Annotated in this window: 16 protein-coding genes and 1 tRNA gene; 13 read left to right on the top strand and 4 right to left on the bottom strand. The window is 45.5% G+C overall.

The features are described from left to right. The first annotated feature begins 8 nt into the window (after positions 1–8). From clpP to ICN23_RS09065, 5 genes are all read left to right on the top strand, one after another. Complete coding sequence (gene clpP, locus ICN23_RS09045) at positions 9–638, top strand: ATP-dependent Clp endopeptidase proteolytic subunit ClpP (RefSeq protein ID WP_068322825.1); 630 nt, start codon at positions 9–11, stop codon at positions 636–638. Positions 639–668: 30 nt separating this feature from the next. Next, positions 669–2,030, top strand: coding sequence for an ATP-dependent Clp protease ATP-binding subunit ClpX (gene clpX / locus ICN23_RS09050; protein ID WP_216231809.1), 1,362 nt, complete (start codon positions 669–671; stop codon positions 2,028–2,030). Positions 2,031–2,219: 189 nt separating this feature from the next. After that, positions 2,220–4,652, top strand: a complete 2,433-nt coding sequence (lon, locus tag ICN23_RS09055; RefSeq protein ID WP_216231810.1) for an endopeptidase La — start codon at positions 2,220–2,222, stop codon at positions 4,650–4,652. A 107-nt stretch (positions 4,653–4,759) separates the two neighbouring features. Beyond that, a tRNA-Val gene (locus tag ICN23_RS09060) sits at positions 4,760–4,835 on the top strand. Between the two features lie 107 nt (positions 4,836–4,942). Further along, a complete protein-coding gene (locus ICN23_RS09065) occupies positions 4,943–6,406 on the top strand; it encodes a peptidylprolyl isomerase (protein WP_216231811.1) in 1,464 nt (487 codons plus the stop codon). A gap of 1 nt (position 6,407) precedes the next feature. Here ICN23_RS09065 and ICN23_RS09070 read toward each other — a convergent pair whose 3' ends face one another. Beyond that, positions 6,408–7,040 carry an arylesterase gene (locus ICN23_RS09070; RefSeq protein ID WP_255532743.1) on the bottom strand — a complete coding sequence of 211 codons (633 nt, stop codon included), beginning with the start codon at positions 7,038–7,040 and terminating at the stop codon, positions 6,408–6,410. A 41-nt stretch (positions 7,041–7,081) separates the two neighbouring features. Here ICN23_RS09070 and ICN23_RS09075 point away from each other — a divergent pair, with 41 nt between their 5' ends. From ICN23_RS09075 to ICN23_RS09085, 3 genes are all read left to right on the top strand, one after another. After that, complete coding sequence (locus ICN23_RS09075; RefSeq protein WP_216231813.1) at positions 7,082–7,756, top strand: ABC transporter ATP-binding protein; 675 nt, start codon at positions 7,082–7,084, stop codon at positions 7,754–7,756. A gap of 21 nt (positions 7,757–7,777) precedes the next feature. Next, positions 7,778–11,815, top strand: coding sequence for a phosphoribosylformylglycinamidine synthase (purL, locus tag ICN23_RS09080; protein ID WP_216231814.1), 4,038 nt, complete (start codon positions 7,778–7,780; stop codon positions 11,813–11,815). An 86-nt stretch (positions 11,816–11,901) separates the two neighbouring features. Next, positions 11,902–12,582 (top strand): spermidine synthase, encoded by a 681-nt coding sequence (locus ICN23_RS09085; protein ID WP_255532744.1) that lies wholly within the window; start codon positions 11,902–11,904, stop codon positions 12,580–12,582. Between the two features lie 88 nt (positions 12,583–12,670). On the opposite strand, the gene ICN23_RS09090 is transcribed toward ICN23_RS09085, so the two are convergent. Together ICN23_RS09090 and ICN23_RS09095 are read right to left on the bottom strand one after the other, a co-directional pair. Beyond that, positions 12,671–15,256: a bifunctional aconitate hydratase 2/2-methylisocitrate dehydratase gene (locus tag ICN23_RS09090; RefSeq protein WP_216231816.1), complete on the bottom strand. Its 2,586-nt coding sequence runs from the start codon at positions 15,254–15,256 to the stop codon at positions 12,671–12,673. Positions 15,257–15,464: 208 nt separating this feature from the next. Next, a complete protein-coding gene (locus tag ICN23_RS09095; protein WP_255532745.1) occupies positions 15,465–15,752 on the bottom strand; it encodes a superinfection immunity protein in 288 nt (95 codons plus the stop codon). Positions 15,753–15,765: 13 nt separating this feature from the next. Between ICN23_RS09095 and ICN23_RS09100 the strand changes: the two genes are divergently transcribed. Genes ICN23_RS09100 through ftsB form a run of 4 tightly spaced genes read left to right on the top strand, consistent with a single transcriptional unit; the run spans position 15,766 to position 19,952 of the window. Next, positions 15,766–17,427 (top strand): CTP synthase, encoded by a 1,662-nt coding sequence (locus ICN23_RS09100; protein ID WP_216231817.1) that lies wholly within the window; start codon positions 15,766–15,768, stop codon positions 17,425–17,427. A gap of 9 nt (positions 17,428–17,436) precedes the next feature. Continuing rightward, entirely contained in the window at positions 17,437–18,300 is an 864-nt protein-coding gene (gene kdsA, locus ICN23_RS09105) for a 3-deoxy-8-phosphooctulonate synthase (RefSeq protein WP_216231818.1), read from the top strand. Positions 18,301–18,341: 41 nt separating this feature from the next. After that, positions 18,342–19,628, top strand: a complete 1,287-nt coding sequence (gene eno / locus ICN23_RS09110) for a phosphopyruvate hydratase (RefSeq protein WP_216231819.1) — start codon at positions 18,342–18,344, stop codon at positions 19,626–19,628. Positions 19,629–19,646: 18 nt separating this feature from the next. Further along, positions 19,647–19,952, top strand: a complete 306-nt coding sequence (gene ftsB / locus ICN23_RS09115; protein ID WP_216231820.1) for a cell division protein FtsB — start codon at positions 19,647–19,649, stop codon at positions 19,950–19,952. 6 nt (positions 19,953–19,958) lie between these two features. Here the strand turns inward: ftsB and ICN23_RS09120 are convergent, their stop codons facing one another. Further along, positions 19,959–20,924 (bottom strand): Hsp33 family molecular chaperone HslO, encoded by a 966-nt coding sequence (locus ICN23_RS09120; RefSeq protein ID WP_216231821.1) that lies wholly within the window; start codon positions 20,922–20,924, stop codon positions 19,959–19,961. A 65-nt stretch (positions 20,925–20,989) separates the two neighbouring features. Between ICN23_RS09120 and gltX the strand changes: the two genes are divergently transcribed. Next, positions 20,990–22,077 (top strand): glutamate--tRNA ligase (gltX, locus tag ICN23_RS09125; RefSeq protein WP_255532746.1); only part of this gene is annotated, 1,088 nt, incomplete at its 3' end.

The following is a 22,077-nucleotide window of genomic DNA, read 5'->3' on the forward strand; positions in this document are numbered from 1 at the left end:
GTTTCAAAATGATCCATAACCATTCTCAGTCTGAAAATCTAGAACCAAAAGGCTTGGGCTTGGTTCCAATGGTGATTGAAACCTCTGGTAGAGGTGAGCGTGCTTACGACATCTACTCCAGATTACTGCGTGAGCGCGTTGTCTTTTTGGTTGGCGAAGTAAATGATCAAACTGCTAACTTAGTGATTGCTCAGTTGTTGTTTCTTGAGAGTGAAAACCCAGATAAAGAAATTTCTTTGTACATTAATTCTCCTGGCGGTTCTGTTTCAGCTGGCTTAGCAATTTATGACACGATGCAATTTATTAAGCCTCATGTCAGCACATTGTGCATGGGTATGGCTGCAAGCATGGGTGCGTTCCTCTTGTGCGCCGGCGAAAAAGGTAAGCGTTATGCCTTGCCAAATTCCCGTGTAATGATTCATCAGCCTTTGGGTGGTGCGCGCGGTCAAGCCTCTGATATCGAAATTCAAGCTCGTGAAATTCTGTACCTACGTGAACGCTTAAATAAAATTTTGGCTGATCGTACCGGTCAATCTATCGAAACTATTGCTAAAGACACTGATCGCGATAACTTTATGTCTGCTGACCAAGCCCGTGATTATGGTTTGATCGACAAAGTTATCGAGAAGCGCCCTTAATTTTCTTATCCAATATTTATCGAGCCCATTTTGAGTGATACAAACACAACTAATTCATCAGATAAAGTTCTGTATTGTTCTTTTTGCGGCAAGAGTCAGCATGAAGTAAAAAAACTCATTGCTGGCCCATCTGTATTTATCTGTGATGAGTGCATAGACCTTTGCACCGATATTATTCAAGAAGAGATTGCCAAGCTCCCCAAGGAAGATGGTGATGACTCCTTGCCAACACCGCATCAAATTCGTGAAAACTTAGATCAATACGTTATTGGTCAAGATCACGCTAAGAAAACACTAGCTGTAGCGGTCTATAACCACTACAAGCGCTTGCAGTATTTGCCTAAGTCTAAAAAAGAGAAGTTGGACAAAGACGGCAAGCCAGTAGAGACTGCCGACAAGAAAGAATCTAAGCTTCCCGCCAAAGCAATGGTTGATGGCGTTGAGTTGGCTAAGAGCAATATTCTTTTAATTGGCCCTACCGGTTCAGGTAAAACGCTTTTAGCGCAAACACTAGCCCGTATGTTAGACGTCCCATTTGTGATGGCCGATGCAACGACATTGACTGAAGCGGGTTATGTTGGTGAAGACGTTGAAAATATTATTCAAAAGTTATTGCAAGCTTGCGACTACAACGTAGAAAAAGCACAGCGCGGGATTGTCTATATTGATGAGATCGATAAGATTTCACGTAAGTCAGATAATCCATCGATTACTCGTGATGTTTCAGGTGAAGGCGTTCAGCAGGCGCTGTTAAAGCTGGTTGAAGGCACTATGGCTTCTGTGCCGCCACAAGGTGGCCGCAAACATCCGAATCAAGATTTCTTGCAAGTAGATACAACTAATATTTTGTTTATTTGCGGCGGCGCTTTTGATGGTCTTGAAAAGGCCATTCAACAACGCACCGCTAAAACCGGCATCGGTTTTAATGCAACCGTTCCAGGTAAAGATGATCGCGGCGTAAGCGACCTCTTGATCGAAGTGGAGCCAGAAGACTTGATTAAGTTTGGCTTGATTCCAGAGTTAATTGGTCGTCTGCCGGTTGTGGCTACTTTGGCCCAATTGGATGAAGAGGCTTTAATACAGATTCTAACTGAGCCTAAAAATGCTTTGGTTAAGCAATATCAGGCTCTGTTGACCATGGAGGGCTCTGAGCTCGAAGTGCGTCGTGAGGCTCTATCTGCTATCGCTAAAAAGGCAATTGCGCGCAAAACAGGTGCTCGTGGCCTCAGATCCATTCTTGAAGGCTCTTTGATGGATGTCATGTACGACCTGCCATCACTCAAGAATGTCCAAAAAGTCGTCATTGATGAAAGCAGCATCGCTGAGGGTGGAAAACCACTTTTGGTCTACAAGCAAGACGCTGAACAGGCAGATTTGAGCAAAAAAGCCTAAATTCTTAGGGTTTTCGCTATTTTTGGGGCATTTTTGCCCCTTTTTTGTCTTTTTACCCCTTGTTTTTCTCTTAAGCCTACCCATATAGGTAGTATGCTACTCATGAATAATGTCTGTATTTAGTGGCTAGCGGTTTAACTGCTACTAAAGAGGACTTTTGAGGTTTGATTACTTTGGAGGATTTGCCCCATGCCTGGCCACTTATTACTACCCTCTGAACCCATTCAACTACCTTTACTCCCTTTAAGGGATGTAGTTGTGTTCCCCCATATGGTGATCCCGTTATTCGTGGGTCGCCCAAAATCTATTAAAGCCCTTGAAGCGGCTATGGAAACTGGCAAAAATGTACTTTTAGTAGCCCAAAAAGCGGCCGCTAAGGATGAGCCTGTTATTGAAGACCTCTACGAGGTTGGCTGTATTGCCAATATTTTGCAAATGTTGAAATTGCCCGATGGCACTGTAAAAGTGTTGGTTGAGGGTGTGCAGCGCGCTGAAGTAAGTCAAATTGAAGATAGCCTTGGTTACTTCAATTGTGAGGCAACACCAACCGCTATTAACGCCATTGATGCACATGAAACAGAGGCATTGCGTCGAGCAATCATGGCGCAGTTTGATCAATACGTAAAGCTAAACAAAAAGGTGCCTCAGGAGATCCTGTCTTCATTAGGTGGAATTGATGATCCAAGTCGCTTGGCTGACACTATATGTGCGCATTTGCCTGTGAAGCTTGAGCAGAAACAGCGCTTGCTGGAAATGACAGATGTCGTTCAGCGTTTAGAGAGCTTGCTTGCTGATTTAGAGAGTGAGATCGATATTTTGCAAGTGGAGAAGCGCATTCGTGGACGCGTGAAGCGTCAGATGGAAAAGAGCCAACGCGAATACTACTTAAATGAGCAAGTTAAAGCGATTCAAAAAGAATTAGGCGAGGGCGAAGAGGGTGCTGATCTTGAGGAGCTAGAGAAGCGTATCAAAGCCGCACGCATGCCTAAGGAGGCTTTGAAGAAAGCTGAGTCAGAGCTTAAGAAACTCAAGTTGATGTCACCAATGTCAGCAGAGGCTACGGTTATTCGCAACTTTATTGATACGCTCGTGAATTTACCTTGGAAGAAAAAAACCAAGATTAACAACGACCTCACCAATGCTGAAAAAGTGTTAGACGAAGATCACTATGGCTTGGATAAGGTGAAAGAACGTATCTTGGAGTACCTCGCAGTTCAGCAACGCGTTGATCGTGTGAAGGCGCCGATTCTTTGTTTAGTAGGTCCTCCTGGTGTTGGCAAGACATCACTTGGTCAATCCATTGCGCGTGCCACCAATCGAAAATTTGTGCGCATGGCCTTAGGTGGTGTGCGCGACGAGTCTGAGATTCGCGGTCATCGTAGGACTTATATTGGCTCAATGCCAGGCAAGATTTTGACAAGTCTTACTAAGGTTGGTGTGCGTAATCCTTTATTCCTCTTGGATGAGGTTGATAAGATGGGTATGGATTTCCGCGGAGACCCAGCTAGCGCCTTGTTGGAGGTGTTGGATCCGGAGCAAAATCACACTTTCCAAGATCACTATGTCGAAGTGGATTTTGATTTATCGGATGTGATGTTCGTGGCGACTTCGAATTCGTTAAATATTCCAGGCCCTCTCTTAGATCGCCTTGAGATCATTCGTCTAGCTGGCTATACGGAGGATGAAAAAACCAGTATTGCCGTTAATTATTTGATTCCTAAGCAAATCAAAAATAATGGCCTGAAAAAAGACGAACTCAAGATTGAAGATAGCGCTGTACGGAACATGATCCGTTACTACACGCGTGAGGCTGGCGTACGTTCTCTAGAGCGTGAAATCAGCAAGATCTGCCGTAAGGTAGTCAAGCTTTTGCTCTTGAAGAAAGAGGCAGCTCCAGTGGTTGTCAATGCAGATAACTTGGAGAAGTTCCTCTCCGTGCGTATGTACGACTTTGGTTTGGCTGGTAAAGAAAACCAAGTCGGACAAGTCACTGGTTTGGCATGGACTGAGGTGGGCGGAGATTTGCTCACTATTGAAGCTGCTGTGATGCCTGGTAAGGGCGTTATCACTCGCACCGGTTCTATTGGTGACGTCATGAAAGAGTCGGTTGAAGCAGCTCGCACAGTGGTTCGATCTAGAGCTAAACGTCTTGGCATTGCGGATGAATCTTTTGAGAAGAAGGATATCCATATTCACTTCCCAGATGGCGCTACTCCTAAAGATGGCCCATCGGCTGGCATCGCGATTACAACTGCTTTGGTATCTGTGTTTACTGGGATTCCAATTCGATCAGACGTAGCGATGACAGGTGAAATTACCCTGCGCGGTGAGGTTTTGCCTATTGGAGGCCTGAAGGAAAAACTTCTTGCAGCACATCGCGGCGGCATTAAGTTGGCCTTGATCCCAGAAGAGAATGTGAAGGATCTGATTGACATTCCAGATAACGTCAAAAATGCAATTGAGATTATTCCGGTTCGTTGGATTGATAAGGTTCTGGAGTTGGCATTAGAACGTATGCCAGAAGCATTGCCTGATCCCACCCCTGAAGAGTTGGCAAAAAAAGCTGCTGAAGCAAGTAAGGCTAGCGAAAAAAGTGCTGCTCCAGACGTTCTTAAGCACTGAAAATAGGGCGATTTTTCGCTAGTTTGACTTCATTTATTGAGGTTGGGCTAGCGGAAAATCTACCCCAAAGCCTCGCTTAGGTTACAATCTCACCTTGTAATATTTTGGGGCGCTTAGCTCAGTTGGTAGAGCGTCTGCCTTACACGCAGAATGTCGGGAGTTCGAGCCTCTCAGCGCCCACCAAATTATTGCCAGTTTTTCCTATCCAAGCCTACTCAGGCATTTCAATGCCAAGCCGCTTTACCCTAGTACACTCCTAGTATTCATCTTTTTTACTAGCGAACTTTTACATGTTTGATACCGTCCGTAAGCACCAACGATTACTGCAATTTGTAATGATGCTGTTGATTGTTCCTTCTTTTGCTTTTTTTGGCATCTCCAGCTATTCCAGTTTTCTAGATAAAGAAACGGATCTCGTCAAAATTAATGGCAAGCCGATTACTGCACAAGAGGTTGAATCAGCAGCTAAACGTCAGGCTGAGCGCGTTGGTGGCAATGCGCAGATCGCACAAAGCTTGCAGTTTAGACAGGCAATCTTGAATGAACTTTTACAGCAACGTATTTTGGGTTTTGCTGTGGGCGACCTTCGTTTGCAAGTTGGTAAAGAGGCTTTAATTAAAAGCTTGCAAAATATTCCTCAGATTCGCGCTCTCTATAAACAAGACGGCAGCTTTGATAATGTTCGTTTCAAGCAATTATTAGCAAGTAACGGTTTAAATGAAGAGCAGTTTTATGCCAGCCAAGCCTTTGATTTAAAAATTAGCCAATTAGTTAACTCAGTGGCGCGTACTGAAATTGCCAATCCCAAATTAGCTGAAATTATCTCGACTTTGTATGAGACTGAACGTCAAGTACAGGCCATGTCATTTGATGCCAAAGAATACTTATCCAAGGTAAGTCCTACAGAAGAAGAGCTGCAAGCCTTCTATACCGCAAATGCTAAATTATTTGAGACTCCAGAGTTTGTGGATGTCGAGTACATCGTCCTTAAGGCTGACCCTAAGGAAGATGCCAAAGTATTTAGCGAGAAGGCCGATCAGTTTGCCAACATGACTTATGACCAATCCGATAGCCTTAAACCGGCGGCGGATAAATTAAAGCTGAGTGTTCAGACGCAAAAGGGTGTAACGCGTTCAGGTGCTCCAGGCGTTGCCAGAAACCATCCTCTAGCCAATCCTAAGGTAGTTCAATCTTTGTTTGGTGATGAGGCTGTTAAGAACAAGCGCAATATTGAAGCTGTACAAACTTCTCCAGGTGTATTTGTTTCTGCTCGAGTGGTGACTTTCCATCCGGCACAAACTTTGCCGTATAAAGATGTTGCTGCAGAAGTGAAGCGTCAAGTAAGTCAGCGTTTAGCAGAAAAGTTAGCAGTTAAAGCAGCTGCCGATCGTTATGCTGCTATTGAAAAAGATCCTAAGGGCGCTTCTGGTTTTGCTAGTCCAACTTGGGTTTCCAGAAATAAACCTGGCAATTTAGTGGGCGGCGCACTAGATCAAGTGATGTCAATTAATCCCGATAAATTTCCAGCCCTTGTATCCGTAAGTAATCCAGGCGTTGGAACTACCTTGTATCGAGTGGATCAAGTCCGTCAACCTACAGGCGTGGATGCAAAGGCACATAAAGCTCAAGCCCAGCAAATTCAGGCCCTAGCAGCTCAGTCTGAATTCGCAGGATTTATGTCCTACTGGCGTGACGTTGCTGGCGTTAAGGTGATCAATCCTCTCAAGCCAATGTCCTCAGGATCGGGCAGCTAGGTTAGTTACTTTTAAGCAATATTTGATATGGGGCCATAGCGCCCCATACGTTTTTAAAGAGAATGGATTGCGCTTTTTCATTGGGATGAATCCGATCAGCTTGAAACAGACTCAAGTCTGAGGCAACACCATTTAAAAAGAAGGGTAGTAATTCCACATTCTCTTGTTGTGACAGTTTTGTATAAATATCCTTAAATTGCTTTGCGTAGTCCTGCCCATAGTTGGGTGGAATCTGCATTCCAAAAAGCAATACTTTTGCGCCAGATTGCTTGCTAAGCGCAATCATCTTGCGCAAATTCCTTTCAGACTCCTGGATCGATAGTCCGCGTAATGCATCATTTCCTCCAAGCTCCAGAAACACAATACCCGGCTTCTTTTGCTCTAGTAGTTTGGGTAATCTAGAGAGGCCACCAGAGCTGGTTTCGCCGCTAATGCTGGCATTGAAAACAGTCCAAGGACTGCCTTGTTTCTGTAGTTGCTCTTCCAGTAATTTGACCCAGCCAGTCCCACGTGCGAGACCATATTCGGCTGAAAGGCTATCACCCATCACCAGAATGGTCTGCTTTGTCTGGGCTACTGTGCCAAAGGAAATAAACAGGCAAAATAGAGCAATAGCAGATGTTAGCGCTCTCATTTTTTTACTCAAGAAACTCAACCCAATATATTGATTCATTTATGAGTATTCCAACAAAGGTCCTTAGTTCGATTTGCCTAGGTAAACAAGTTTTATCTAGTGACGGATCGTTAACTATTTTGCACGACATTAGCTTTGATGTCTTTCGGGGCGAGAGCGTTGCCATTACGGGAGCATCTGGCTCTGGTAAAAGTACCTTACTGAGTCTGCTAGCTGGTTTAGATACGCCAACTAGCGGACATGTGGAATTAGTCTCTCAAAACCTCAATGATTTAGACGAAGATGGTAGGGCGCTCTTAAGAGGGAAAAATGTAGGCTTTGTCTTTCAATCCTTTCAACTCTTGCCGCACCTCACTGCGTTAGAAAATGTGATGCTCCCTGCCGAACTCAACGGACTAGAATTGCCCAAAGAGAATGCCCTGCATTGGCTTGGGCAGGTAGGCCTGGAGGAGCGAGCCAACCATTTCCCCAAAACGCTCTCTGGTGGAGAGCAGCAACGCGTAGCCCTAGCAAGGGCTTTCATCATGAAGCCTTCCATTTTGTTTGCCGATGAGCCAACTGGGAGCTTGGATGAACTTAGTGGAAACCGGGTTATTGAGCTCCTTTTTGAGCTAAATCGGGCCAATAAATCGACCTTAATTTTGGTTACCCATGACCAGGCCTTGGCGGATCGGTGCCAACGGCAGTTACACCTTCAGGGCGGCCGATTACTGTAGGCAAAACCTTATAATCTAGGGATGTCTTTTTTCCACTTTTTGCCTGGCGCAGATGCGCTTTCCCCCTTCCGCCAACAGCGCCTTTTAGCTTCTTTGGCCACCCAAGGGGTTGATCTTGAGTCTATTGAAGCTCAATACCTTCATTTTATTTGGTCCCCAGCGGAGTTGGATGCCAAAAACCAAGAGGTCATGGCCAGTCTATTGACCTATGGTCAGCCATTTCATTCAAAAATTAATCCTGGTAAGTCTTGGTTCGGAGCAGGCAAATCAGAAGATCAGTGTGCGATTGTTATTCCTAGATTTGGAACTGTTTCGCCATGGGCTAGTAAGGCAACGGATATTGCTCGTCAATGTGGTTTAGATGTTCTGCGTCTTGAGCGTGGCGTACAGTTTTCTTGGAAGAGCAAAAAGACACTAACTCCAGAACAAAAAGCATTGGTGCTTGCTGCAGTTCATGACAGGATGACTGAAACAGTTATTGATTCAACAGACGCAGCAAATGCTTTATACCAATCATTAGAAGATAAGCCATTAGCACGTATACCTGTGATGACTGAAGGTAGGGTGGCGCTTGATAAGGCAAACCAAGAATTAGGTCTTGCTTTATCGGATGATGAGGTGGTTTACCTCGCCGAAAGCTTTACTCGTCTTCAACGTAATCCATCTGATGTTGAGTTGATTATGTTTGCTCAGGCAAACAGCGAACACTGCCGTCATAAGATCTTTAATTCCAGCTGGACAATTGATGGTGACGATCAAGAGCGTTCTTTATTCGCCATGATTCGCAATACGCATCAATTACAACCAGAAGGAACGATAGTTGCGTACTCTGATAATTCAGCCGTGATGGCCGGATGCGAAGCTGAGACTTGGGTTCCGCAGGGGGCAGATCATCGCTATGAAAAAGATACGCGTTTAGTTCACACCCTAATGAAGGTAGAAACTCATAACCATCCCACAGCGATTGCACCATTTCCTGGCGCATCTACCGGTGCCGGTGGTGAGATTCGAGATGAGGGCGCAACGGGTATTGGCGGCCGACCTAAAGCAGGTCTTACCGGCTTCTCCGTATCCAACTTAAATATCCCGGGCACAGCTTTGCCATGGGAAGCTGAGCAATATGGCAAGCCAGAGCGCATCGCCACACCTTTGCAAATCATGATTGAAGGCCCACTAGGCGGAGCTGCATTCAATAATGAGTTTGGTAGGCCGATCTTGGGTGGTTACTTCCGAGTTTTTGAGCAAACTTTAGATGGTACTCGTCGCGGTTATCACAAGCCCATCATGATTGCCGGCGGTATAGGCAGTATTGATTCGATTCACACCGCTAAAAAATCAATTCAAGCAGGTCACCTCCTAATTCAACTTGGCGGCCCTGGAATGCGAATTGGTATGGGCGGTGCTACTGGTAGCTCAGTTTCTACTGGTACCAATACTGCGGATCTGGATTTCGATTCAGTACAACGCGGTAACCCAGAGATGGAGCGCAGGGCGCAAGAAGTCATTAATGCTTGCCGTGCGCTTGGCGAGAATAATCCAATCGTCTCTATTCATGACGTTGGTGCAGGTGGTCTTTCCAATGCATTTCCAGAGCTGGCTGATGGTGCCGGGTTGGGGGCTGCTTTTAAACTTCGTAGTGTGCCGCTAGAAGAAAGTGGCATGAGTCCTGCGGAAATTTGGTGCAACGAATCTCAAGAACGCTATGTTCTAGCAATTGATGCAAAAGATTTAGATTTGTTTAAATCTTTCTGTGAACGTGAGCGTTGCCCATTCGCAGTTGTTGGGGAAGCTACTGCGGAACGTCAACTGACATTAAGTGATACTAAGCAAGCTGCTGATACTGATGCAGCATCGCCTATTGATATGCCGATGGAGGTCCTTTTGGGTAAGCCTCCCAAGATGCATCGGGATGTCAAACGGGTCGCACAAGAATTTAAAGAATTAAATGTGACTGATGCGGATTTAGCGCAATCAATTGCTTGGGTTTTGCAACAACCAACTGTCGCTAGCAAATCATTCTTAATTACGATTGGCGATCGAACTGTGGGCGGTCTAAATGCCCGTGATCAATTTGTTGGACCATGGCAGGTTCCTGTCGCTGACTGTGCAGTCACCATGATGGACTACAAGGGCTATCGTGGTGAAGCGATGTCTATGGGCGAAAGAACTCCGCTAGCCGTCATCAATGCTCCTGCTGCAGCTCGTATGGCTGTTGGTGAGGCCATTACTAATTTATTGGCTGCAGATATCACCAGTCTTCAAGGCGTAAAACTTTCAGCAAACTGGATGGCTGCCTGTGGAGCGCCCGGTGAAGATGCCAAGCTGTATGACTCTGTGAAAGCGGTTGGTATGGAGTTATGTCCTGCGCTCGGAATTTCTATTCCGGTAGGCAAGGATTCTTTATCTATGTCTACTGCTTGGCAAGACGGTAATGAATCTAAAAAAGTGGTTGCCCCGGTTTCATTAATTATTTCCGCATTTGCATCTGTGCAAGATGTACGTAAGACATTAACACCGCTTCTGCAATTGAAGAATCAAGCAGGATCTCCCATGGAGACTGAGCTCATATTAATTGATTTGGGCCGTGGAAAAAATCGCATGGCCGGCAGTATTTTGGCTCAAGTTTTAGATCAATCTGGAAAATCTTCTCCTGATGTCGATCATCCAGAAGATCTCAAATCCTTAGCGTCTGCAATCATTGAACTTCGTAAAGAAGGCAAGCTGTTGGCTTATCACGATCGATCTGATGGCGGATTGTTAGCCTGCGTTGCGGAAATGGCATTTGCCTCACATTGCGGCATTTCTATGAACGTAGACATGATTGCCATGGATGCAGGGCAAGAGCCCGACTACGGCGATGCTAAGAACTGGGCTCAACAAGTTTCAGGGCGTCGTCATGAGCAAACTATGCGTGCTTTATTTAACGAAGAGCTTGGTGCCGTTATTCAAGTCCGAAAAGAAGATCGTGATGCCGTATTTGCAGTGCTCAGGAAGTTGGGTCTGAGTGCTTACAGTCACGTCATTGGTAAGCCAAACACGAATGGCCGTATTGAAATTTGGCGTGATGCAAAGAATATTTTTGCAGAGCCGCGTGAAGTGCTCCAAAAGATGTGGGCTAATACCAGCTATCAAATAGCTCGCTTGCGCGATAACCCAGCTTGTGCTGATAGTGAATTTGCACTCTTAGATAACATCTCTGATCCAGGCATGAGTCCAAAACTCACGTTTGATGTCGCAGATGATATAGCAGCTCCTTTCATAGCTAAAAACGCTCGCCCTAAAGTTGCTATTTTGCGAGAGCAGGGTGTGAACTCTCATGTAGAAATGGCTTATTCCGTAAACTGGGCTGGCTTTGATAGTTATGACGTCCATATGTCTGACTTGCTCAGCAGCAAGGCCAAGCTCGAAGATTTCAGAGGCTTAATCGCTTGTGGCGGATTTAGTTATGGCGACGTGTTAGGTGCTGGTGAGGGTTGGGCCAAAACCATACTCTTTAATCAACAGCTGCGTGATCAATTTTCTACATTTTTTAATCGCCAGGACAGCTTTGCATTAGGAGTCTGTAATGGTTGTCAAATGATGAGCAATCTTTCGGGAATCATTCCGGGCGCAGAAGCTTGGCCTAAATTTACCCGCAATCAATCAGAGCAGTACGAAGCGCGTTTGGTTATGGCGGAAGTCATGTCTTCCCCGTCGATCTTTACTCAAGGCATGGAAGGCAGTCAAATTCCAATTGCGATCGCTCATGGTGAAGGCTACGCCAACTTTATCCAGCAAGGTAATTTAGAGCAGATTCAAAAGCAGGGCTTGGCATCATTCCGGTTTGTTGATCACCAAGGTAATCCAACGGAAACCTACCCAATGAATCCAAATGGATCCCCAGACGGGTTAACAGGTGTTACTACTCCTGATGGTCGCTTTATGGTGATGATGCCTCATCCAGAGCGCGTATTTAGAGCGGCGCAGATGAGTTGGTGTCCGCCTGACTGGTTGAACACGCCAGACGGCGCTAGCCCTTGGTTGCGTCTATTCCGTAATGCCCGCAATTGGGCGAAATAATCTCGCTACAGATGGAACCGGTTACATTTTCTGAAAGTGGTGGCATACGCTATTTGCACTTTGGCACTGAGTTAATTCAAGGGGCAATGCGTTTACGCGACCCTGATGAGATTTATCTTGAGTACAACCAGCAGATGATGGCCTGGTTATTGTTTTTGGAAACCAAGCCTGGGATGCGGATTGCCCAATTAGGTTTAGGTACTGGTGCATTGACCAAATTTCAGCATCGTTATTGCCCAGCCGTGAAGACAACTGTAGTAGAACTCAATCCTGCAGTAATCGTATCGGCTAGATCCATGTTTTTTACGCCCGATGACGACCGTAAATTAGAAACTCTCCAAACGGATGCGAAAAAGTTTGTTAAGGATAAAAAGTACCGCGGTCAGTTTGATGCTGTTCAGGTGGATTTGTATGATGCTATCTGCGATGGTCCTGCGGCAAGTTCTTTAGAGTTCTATAAAGGCTGCTTTGATATTCTGAAAGGTCCAGGCGTATTGACTGTGAATTTATTTTCTCGTCATAAAAGTTTTGAAGTGAATTTAAAGAACATCTGCGAAGCATTTGATAACAGGGTACTGCTATTTCCTGAGTCTCATGATTGCAACGTTGTTGCCATCGCTTTTAAGGGGCCTAGGCTTGAGGCTGAATGGAAAGATGTCTCCAAGCGAGCAAAATTAATTCTTGAGAAGACCGGATTGCCTACCAATAAGTGGGTTTCTGGTATCAGTCGCGAGAATGCGCGCCAAGAATCAAAGCTTTCTATTTAAACGATCAGAAATCTAAGGCAACAAAAAAGGCGATCAACAGATCGCCTTTTTATATTCAGCACTCACGAAGGAGTGCTGAAATACCAACTTACACAGTTACTGTATCTGCAACATCACTAAATGATTTGATCTTGTCAAAGTTCATGTATTTATAAACTTCACCAGATTTAGCATTCAAGGATTCAACTTGCTCAAAATACTCTTGCGGCGTTGGTAGGCGACCCAGGAGTGCTGCAACAGCTGAAAGCTCAGCAGAAGCCAAATACACACGAGTATCGATACCTAAACGATTCGGGAAGTTACGCGTTGATGTAGAGACTGCAGTAGAGCCTTTACGGATCTGCGCCTGGTTGCCCATACAAAGTGAGCAGCCTGGAGTTTCCATGCGAGCACCTGTAGCACCCAGAATGCCGTAATAGCCTTCTTCGGTCAGAATCATTTGATCCATCTTGGTTGGAGGAGCTACCCACAAGCGAGTAGGCATATCCTTTTTGCCTTGGAGAACTTGACCTGCTGCGCGGAAGTGCCCGATGTTTGTCATACAAGAGCCGATAAATACTTCATCAATTTTCTCGCCAGAAACTTCAGACAGGAATTTCACATCATCTGGATCGTTAGGGCAGGCCAAGATCGGCTCTTTGATTTCGCTCATGTCGATTTCAATTACTTCAGCATAGTCAGCATTTGCATCGGCCTTAAGTAAGTCCGGCTTGGCAATCCAAGCTTCCATTGCTTTAATGCGACGACCTAAAGTGCGCTTATCTTCGTAGCCATTTGCAATCATCCACTTCATCAATGTGATGTTTGAACGCATGTACTCGATGATTGGCTCTTTGCTTAATTGAATCGCGCAACCCGCTGCAGAACGCTCAGCAGAAGCATCAGATAATTCAAATGCTTGCTCAACCTTCAGGTCAGGTAGACCTTCAATTTCCAGGATGCGGCCAGAGAAAACGTTCTTCTTGTTCTGTTTTTCAACAGTTAACAAACCTTTTTTGATGGCATACAAAGGAATCGCATTAACCAAGTCACGCAATGTGATGCCGGGCTGCATTTTTCCTTTGAAGCGAACCAATACAGACTCAGGCATATCCAAAGGCATAACGCCAGTAGCGGCAGCAAATGCCACCAGTCCTGAACCAGCAGGGAAGGAGATGCCAATTGGGAAGCGAGTATGACTATCGCCACCGGTACCGCAGGTATCAGGCAAGAGCAAACGGTTTAACCAGCTGTGAATTACGCCATCACCTGGGCGCAATGCAACACCGCCACGGTTAGTCATAAATGCTGGCAACTCATGGTGCGTGCGAATGTCTACTGGTTTTGGATATGCGGATGTATGGCAGAAAGATTGCATTACCAAGTCTGCAGAGAATCCTAAGCAAGCTAAGTCTTTCAACTCATCACGGGTCATTGGACCAGTAGTATCTTGTGAGCCTACTGTAGTCATGTGTGGCTCGCAATACGTATCAGGGCGAACGCCTTGACCCTCTGGCAATCCACAAGCACGGCCAACCATTTTCTGAGCCAGGCTGAAACCTTTTTTGTTATCAGGAGGGCTAACAGGAATGCGGAATTCAGTAGAAGCTGGCAAACCAAGTGCTGCGCGTGCTTTAGCTGTAAGACCACGGCCTACGATTAAAGGTATGCGACCACCTGCACGAACCTCATCCAGAATCACTGGTGACTTGAGTGAGAAAGAAGCAATTTCTTTACCATTTTTAAAGGCTTTACCTTCATAAGGGCGGAGTTCAATCTCATCGCCCATATTCATATCAGAAACATCAAGCTCAATCGGCAATGCGCCAGCATCTTCCATAGTATTAAAGAAGATCGGAGCAATTTTTGTACCCAAGCAAACACCGCCAAAGCGTTTATTTGGTACAAAAGGAATATCAACGCCAGTCCACCACAACACAGAGTTGGTAGCTGATTTACGGGATGAGCCAGTACCAACAACGTCGCCTACATAAGCAATTTGGTTGCCTTTTTTCTGTAACTCAGCGATTTGCTTCATTGGGCCACGAACGCCAGTGTCATCCGGTTCAATGCCTGGACGTGGGTTCTTCAACATCACTGTTGCATGCAAAGGAATATCAGGACGGCTCCAAGCATCAGGAGCAGGGGATAGATCGTCAGTATTGGTTTCACCGGTTACTTTAAATACAGTGAGCTTCATGCTCTCTGGAACAGCTGGACGACTTGTAAACCACTCGGCATCAGCCCAGCTTTGCAATACTGACTTAGCATTAGCATTGCCTTTTTCCGCCATCTCTTGAACATCATGGAAGTAGTCAAACATCAACAATGTTTTCTTGAGTGCAGCTGCAGCTGCTGCACCACATTCGGCGTCACTCAATAACTCTACTAGCGGTTTAATGTTGTAACCGCCGAGCATGGTGCCCAACAATTCAGTTGCTTTGACTCGTGTAATTAAAGGGGATTTGACCGTTCCTTTAGCGACCGTATCTAAAAACTCAGCTTTTACTTTTGCCGCTTCGTCAACGCCAGCAGGAACGCGGTTTGTGATTAACTCAATAAGCTCAGCCTCTTTGCCAGCAGGTGGATTTATTAGCAATTTAACCAATTCAGCAGTCTGATCTTTGGTCAAAGGTAGAGCAGGGATGCCAAGGGCGGCACGTTCAGCAACTTGGGCGTTATAGGCTTCTAACATTGTGTTTCCTATGAGGTAAAAGTGGTCAATAGAAAGGCCAAAAGGGAATTTTCTCCCGATTAGGGTAATTATAGTTACTTATTTAAGTCTTATATAAGACTTTGAAAGGCTAAATTGCTCTTAAAGGGTTAAATTGTTAAAAAATAAGGGTTTTTCCGCAATAAATCCTATATTCCATAGGCTCGGGATAGGGTTATTCGGACCCGCTTTAAAGGACTTTCTCATCCTTCATGGCCCAAACTAAGGCGACGACCCAACCAACCAGCGACCAGCCTAGGAATAGATTTAAGGCAAAGATAGCGCCTGAATTGGCTCTTTTCTTATTAAAAGCGATGGCAAATGGGAGGAAATAAAAGAGGGAAAGGAGGGTTAAGAGAACGGTAAATAGAAGGCGCATAGGGTCAAAAAATAGCCAAATTGAAGTAAGAAAGCCCATATTACTGATTTCCAGTTTTGTCGTGGATTGATCCTCTGTCGTTATAATTACTTTTTCCAACAGAGCTTAAGCGATGACCAAATACGTTTTTGTCACTGGTGGTGTGGTTTCTTCTTTAGGGAAAGGAATCGCAGCTGCCTCGCTTGCCGCGATTCTCGAATCCCGCGGCCTGAAAGTCACCCTCCTAAAATTAGACCCATATATCAACGTTGACCCGGGCACTATGAGCCCACTCCAACACGGAGAGGTTTTTGTAACTGAAGATGGTGCAGAAACCGACTTGGACTTAGGTCACTACGAGCGCTTCGTATCAGCCAAGATGCGCAAAAGCAATAACTTCACTACTGGACAGATTTATGAATCTGTCATTAGCAAAGAACGTCGTGGTGAATACTTAGGAAAAACAGTCCAAGTGATTCCGCACATTACTAATGAGATTCAAGCATTTGTAGAGCGCGGCGCTAAAGCAAGTCACGATGGCAAAGCAGATGTGGCTATTTGCGAGATTGGCGGGACTGTCGGTGACATTGAATCTCTTCCGTTTTTAGAAGCAGCAAGGCAAATGAGCTTACGCTTGCCGATCAACGACTGCGCCTTTGTTCATTTGACTCTCGTGCCATATATCAACAGCGCCGGCGAGTTAAAAACTAAACCTACCCAACATTCAGTGCAAAAGTTACGCGAGATTGGCATCATGCCAACCGTATTGCTTTGCCGCGCAGATCGCCCGATCCCCGAAGATGAACGTGCGAAGATTTCTCTCTTCTCTAATGTCCGTGAAGAAGCTGTCATTTCAGTTTGGGATGTGGATACGATATATAAGATTCCTGAAATGCTGCACGCACAGGGCATGGATGAGTTGATATGCAGACAACTTGACCTTAAAGCAAAACCGGCAGACCTTTCTGTATGGGCTAATCTGGTTTACGAAATGGCCAACCCTCAGCATGAAGTGACTATTGGCATGGTCGGTAAATATGTTGAGTTAACTGAATCCTATAAGTCACTAATTGAAGCGTTGCGTCATGCAGGTATTCACACGCATACGCGTGTCAATATCAACTACATTGATTCAGAAGTAATTGAAAAAGATGGCGTAGATTGCTTGAAGCAGCTAGACGCTATTTTGGTTCCTGGCGGCTTTGGTAAGCGCGGTACAGAGGGCAAGATTGCGGCAATTCGTTTTGCTCGAGAAAATAATGTGCCTTATTTAGGTATTTGTCTTGGAATGCAATTAGCTGTTATTGAATTTGCCCGCCACGTTGCAAATCTCAGTAAGGCGAATAGCACCGAGTTTGATCAACAGGCAGAGCAGCCTGTGGTTGCTCTTATTACAGAGTGGCTAGATAGAGAAGGGCGTGTAGAGAAACGCACCAATGATTCCGACCTAGGTGGCACGATGCGCCTTGGTTCGCAACGTTGCCCTGTTAAAGCAGGCACTCTGGCCCACCGCATTTATGGATCTGAAGTCAATGAGCGCCATCGCCATCGCTACGAAGTAAATAACACCTACGTTCCTCAGCTTGAACAGTCTGGCCTGATTATTTCTGCCAGAACACCTAATGAAGAATTGCCGGAGATGATGGAATTACCAGCATCTATCCACCCATGGTTCTTTGGTGTTCAGTTTCATCCAGAATTCACTTCCACTCCGCGAGATGGACATCCTTTGTTCTCGGCATTTATTACAGCTGCACTAGAGCATCAAAACGTTGCTGAAAAGCAGGCTGCATAAAGGAAAAATATGAGCACATTTAAGCTATGCGGGTATGACGTTGGTTTAGATCGTCGCTTCTTTTTAATTGCTGGACCTTGCGTCATTGAGTCTGAGCAGTCTGCGATTGATATTGCCGGTCAGTTAAAAGAAATTACCTCGACTTTAAAAATTCCTTTTATCTATAAATCTTCGTTTGATAAAGCCAATCGTTCGTCGGGCACATCGTTCCGTGGTTTAGGAATGGAAAAGGGATTGGAGATTCTGGCTAAAGTCAAAAAACAAGTTGGTGTATCGGTTCTCACAGATGTACATGACATCAGCGAGATTGCAGATGTAGCTAGCGTTGTGGATGTTTTGCAGACACCTGCCTTTCTTTGCAGACAAACCGATTTCATACGGGCCTGCGCCCAAAGCGGTAAGCCTGTAAATTTTAAGAAGGGTCAGTTCCTTTCTCCACACGAGATGCTTAATGTGATTGAAAAAGCTCGTGTTGCAGCAGCGGAAATGAATCTTCTGGATCAATTTATGGTTTGTGAGCGCGGCGCTTCTTTTGGTTACAACAACCTTGTTTCTGATATGCGTAGCTTGGCAATTTTGCGTGAATCCAAGGCGCCTGTAGTTTTTGATGCTACTCATTCGGTTCAATTGCCTGGCGGTCAAGGTAGCTCTAGTGGTGGTCAGCGTGAGTTTGTACCCGTTTTAGCCCGTGCAGCAGTGGCTGTTGGTATCAGCGGCCTCTTCATGGAGACCCATCCAGATCCTGCGAAAGCATTATCTGATGGCCCTAATGCGGTGCCGTTAGACCGCATGACAGACCTGCTGCAATCATTGCTTGCAATTGACGATGTTGTTAAATCAACCGGAACGTTTTTAGAAGATAGCTTTAAGTAAGTTATTTAAACCCATTTCATATTGTTTTAAGGAGAAGGTGCATGAGCGCCATTGTTGACATCATCGGTAGAGAAGTTCTGGATTCACGCGGCAACCCAACAGTTGAATGCGATGTTTTGCTTGAATCTGGTGTTATGGGTCGCGCAGCTGTTCCTTCAGGAGCATCTACAGGCTCACGCGAAGCGATTGAATTGCGTGATGGAGACAAGGCTCGCTACTTAGGCAAGGGTGTTCTCAAAGCCGTTCAAAATATCAATATTGAAATCGCTGAATCGATTCTTGGTCTTGACGCAAGCGAGCAGGCCTTCTTAGATCGCACTCTGATTGAATTGGATGGTACTCATAACAAGGCGCGTTTAGGTGCCAATGCAACATTAGCTGTTTCGATGGCTGTTGCGAGAGCAGCCGCTGAAGAGGCTGGCCTACCTTTGTATCGTTATTTTGGCGGTTCTGGCGGCATGCAATTGCCTGTCCCAATGATGAATATCGTCAATGGTGGCGCACATGCCAATAACAGTTTGGATATTCAAGAATTTATGGTGATGCCAGTTGGCGCTGAAAATTTCCGTGATGCATTACGTTGTGGCGCAGAAATTTTCCATGAGCTCAAAAAGATTTTGGGTGCACAAGGAATGCCAACTACCGTAGGTGATGAAGGCGGTTTTGCTCCAAACTTTAAGAGTAATCATGAATGCTTGCAAACCATTATGAAAGCTATTGAAGGCGCAGGCTATCAAGCAGGTGAAGATGTTTTATTAGCTCTTGATTGCGCTGCCAGCGAATTCTACAAGGATGGCAAATACCATTTGGCTGGGGAAGGCCTGCAATTGAGCTCAAGTGAGTTCTCCGACTACCTTGGTAACTTGGCTGATCAATTCCCAATCGTATCAATTGAGGATGGTATGCATGAAAGCGACTGGGACGGCTGGGCTGATATCACCCAAAAACTTGGCAAGAAAATTCAATTAGTTGGTGATGATTTATTCGTTACCAATACACGCATTCTGAAAGAAGGTATTGAAAAGGGTATTGCTAATTCAATCTTGATTAAGATTAATCAAATTGGTACCCTGACAGAAACATTTGCAGCTATTGAGATGGCTAAGCGTGCAAATTACACTGCTGTGATTTCACATCGCTCTGGTGAAACTGAGGACAGCACTATCGCTGACATTGCAGTAGGAACCAATGCAGGTCAAATTAAGACCGGTTCTTTATCGCGCTCTGATCGTATTGCTAAATACAATCAATTGTTGCGTATTGAAGAAGACTTGGGTGATGTAGCAACCTACCCTGGTAAGTCTGTTTTTTATAACCTGAAGCGCTAATTTTAAGATTTTATAGCGATGCGGATTGTCATCTACTCCATGCTGGTATTGCTAATAGCAATCCAGTACCCGCTTTGGCTGGGTAAGGGTGGATGGCTTAAGGTATATGAGATGGAGCGTCAGGTAGAGCTTCAAGAGGCTAAAAATAGCCTCTTAGCTCTGCGCAATGCCAAGCTAGCTGGCGATGTGAAAGATCTCAAAGACGGAACCCGAGCAATTGAAGAGCGTGCCCGTGTTGAGCATGGCCTCATTAAAGAGGGCGAGTTCTTCGTGCAAATTTTGCCTGCGGATAAAACAGGTGATGCAAAAGCTACTAAGCAGTAATACTGATTAGTGGCCGCTAGAGGGCGGACGAGTAGCGTCACTAAGTAAATCTGTTTTGAACACTTGCAGGCAATCAACCGCATCAAAGCGATAGGGTTTTGCGCAAAAATCACAAACAGTTTCGACAGCGCCTTGTTCAGCAAGAATGCTTTGAACTTCTTCCTCACCAAGCATGCGCAAGATATCGGCCACCTTACTGCGCGAGCATCTGCAGGAAAACCGAATAGGACGAGCAGGGAAGCTGCGTACGCCGTTTTCAGCAGACTCTTCCAGGAATAAGCGCCTCAAAATTGTCTCAGGGGGAAGGGTTAGTAGCTCTTCGTCAGTAATGGTTTCACCAAGTGTTTGAATGCGGGACCAACCTTCGGCCGCCACCTGCGGATCAAGGTGGGCATGTCCCCCTGAATTAGGCAAGCGCTGCAGCAATAAACCACCGACATGCGTATCACTAGATGCAAGCCAAATTCGTGTATCTAATTGCTCGGAGTTCTGCATATATAAGGCAATAGCTTCAGCCGCGCTTGAGACCGGCTTAATCACAGAGCCCTGATGATCTTGCAAGGCTACAATGCCTTGGTAGGGGGCTTGGCCTGGTTCGCGATCAGATGGATCTAGCGTGATGACAAGTCTTCCGCTTTGGGTGACATCGAGAAGTTCAGCAAGCGTTGCATCGGCTGCAATTTCAGAAGGATCTACCGATAATTTGACGGTAGCTCGCATCGATAGATCGGATTTGCATTCCACTACCAGCAGCTGTATCGGTCCTTTGCTTTGCGCCTGAATAATCAAAGTTCCATCAAACTTGAGACTGGCGCTTAATAGGGTGGCAGCACCCACAAAATCACCCAGAATTCGGCGCACAGCCGGGGGGTCATTGCGGCGCTCTAAAACGGCCTGCCAGGCACTTCCAATTGAGACGATTTCACCCCTAACTGGAGCACCATCACACATAAATACAAGCAATTCATTCATAAGGCAAAGTATCCACTTTTTTTGAGATTTAGTCCCGGGATTGCCGACCTGAGATAATGTGATTTATGCATATTCGTACACGTTTCGCCCCTAGTCCCACGGGCTTTATTCATCTGGGAAATCTTCGCAGCGCGCTCTATCCATGGGCATTTGCGCGTCACAATAAGGGTGACTTCATTCTTCGCATTGAAGATACTGACCTTGAGCGCTCCACACAAGAAGCAGTGGACGTCATTATCGAAGGCATGTCTTGGCTGGGCTTAGATTTAGATGAGGGCCCTATTTATCAAATGCAGAGGATTGATCGCTACCGAGAAGTGGTAAAGCAGATGCTTGATGCCGGATTGGCTTATCCATGCTATATGAGCGAGGAAGAGCTCAATCAATTGCGCGATCAACAAATGGCTAATAAAGAAAAGCCGCGCTACAACGGACTCTGGAGACCGGAGCCTGGAAAAACATTGCCACAAATTCCCGAGGGAGTTAATCCGGTTATTCGCTTTAAGAACCCCATTGGCGGTTCAGTCATCTGGAATGATGCAGTAAAAGGGCAGATTGAGATTAGCAATGATGAGCTGGATGATCTAGTCATTGCAAGGCCGGACGGTACGCCTACTTACAATTTCTGCGTTGTGATCGATGATATGGATATGAAGATTACCCATGTCATCCGCGGCGATGATCATGTCAATAACACCCCTAGACAAATCAACATCATGAAAGCGCTTGGCGGTACCCCGCCCGTATATGCCCACCTGCCAACAGTTTTGAATGATTTAGGCGAGAAGATGAGTAAGCGTAATGGCGCTATGAGCGTGCGCGATTACCAAAAGGCAGGCTATCTACCTGAAGCAATTCTGAATTATTTAGCGCGCCTGGGCTGGTCTCATGGCGATGCTGAAGTTTTCACCAAAGAGCAATTTGTTGGTTGGTTTGATTTGGAAAGTTTAGGGCGTTCTCCAGCACAACATAATCCAGAAAAATTGCTTTGGCTCAACCATCAATACATTCAAAATGCAGATCCAGCGAAGTTAGCTGAATCCACAAAACCTTTTGCTCATGAACTTGGTATTGATACCGAATCTGGACCAGACTTTATTCAAGTGGTTGGGTTGCTAAAAGACCGCGCTAATACTTTGATAGAAATTGCCGA

The sequence above is a fragment of the Polynucleobacter sp. MWH-Jannik1A5 genome (genome assembly GCF_018881795.1).
Lineage (GTDB): Bacteria > Pseudomonadota > Gammaproteobacteria > Burkholderiales > Burkholderiaceae > Polynucleobacter.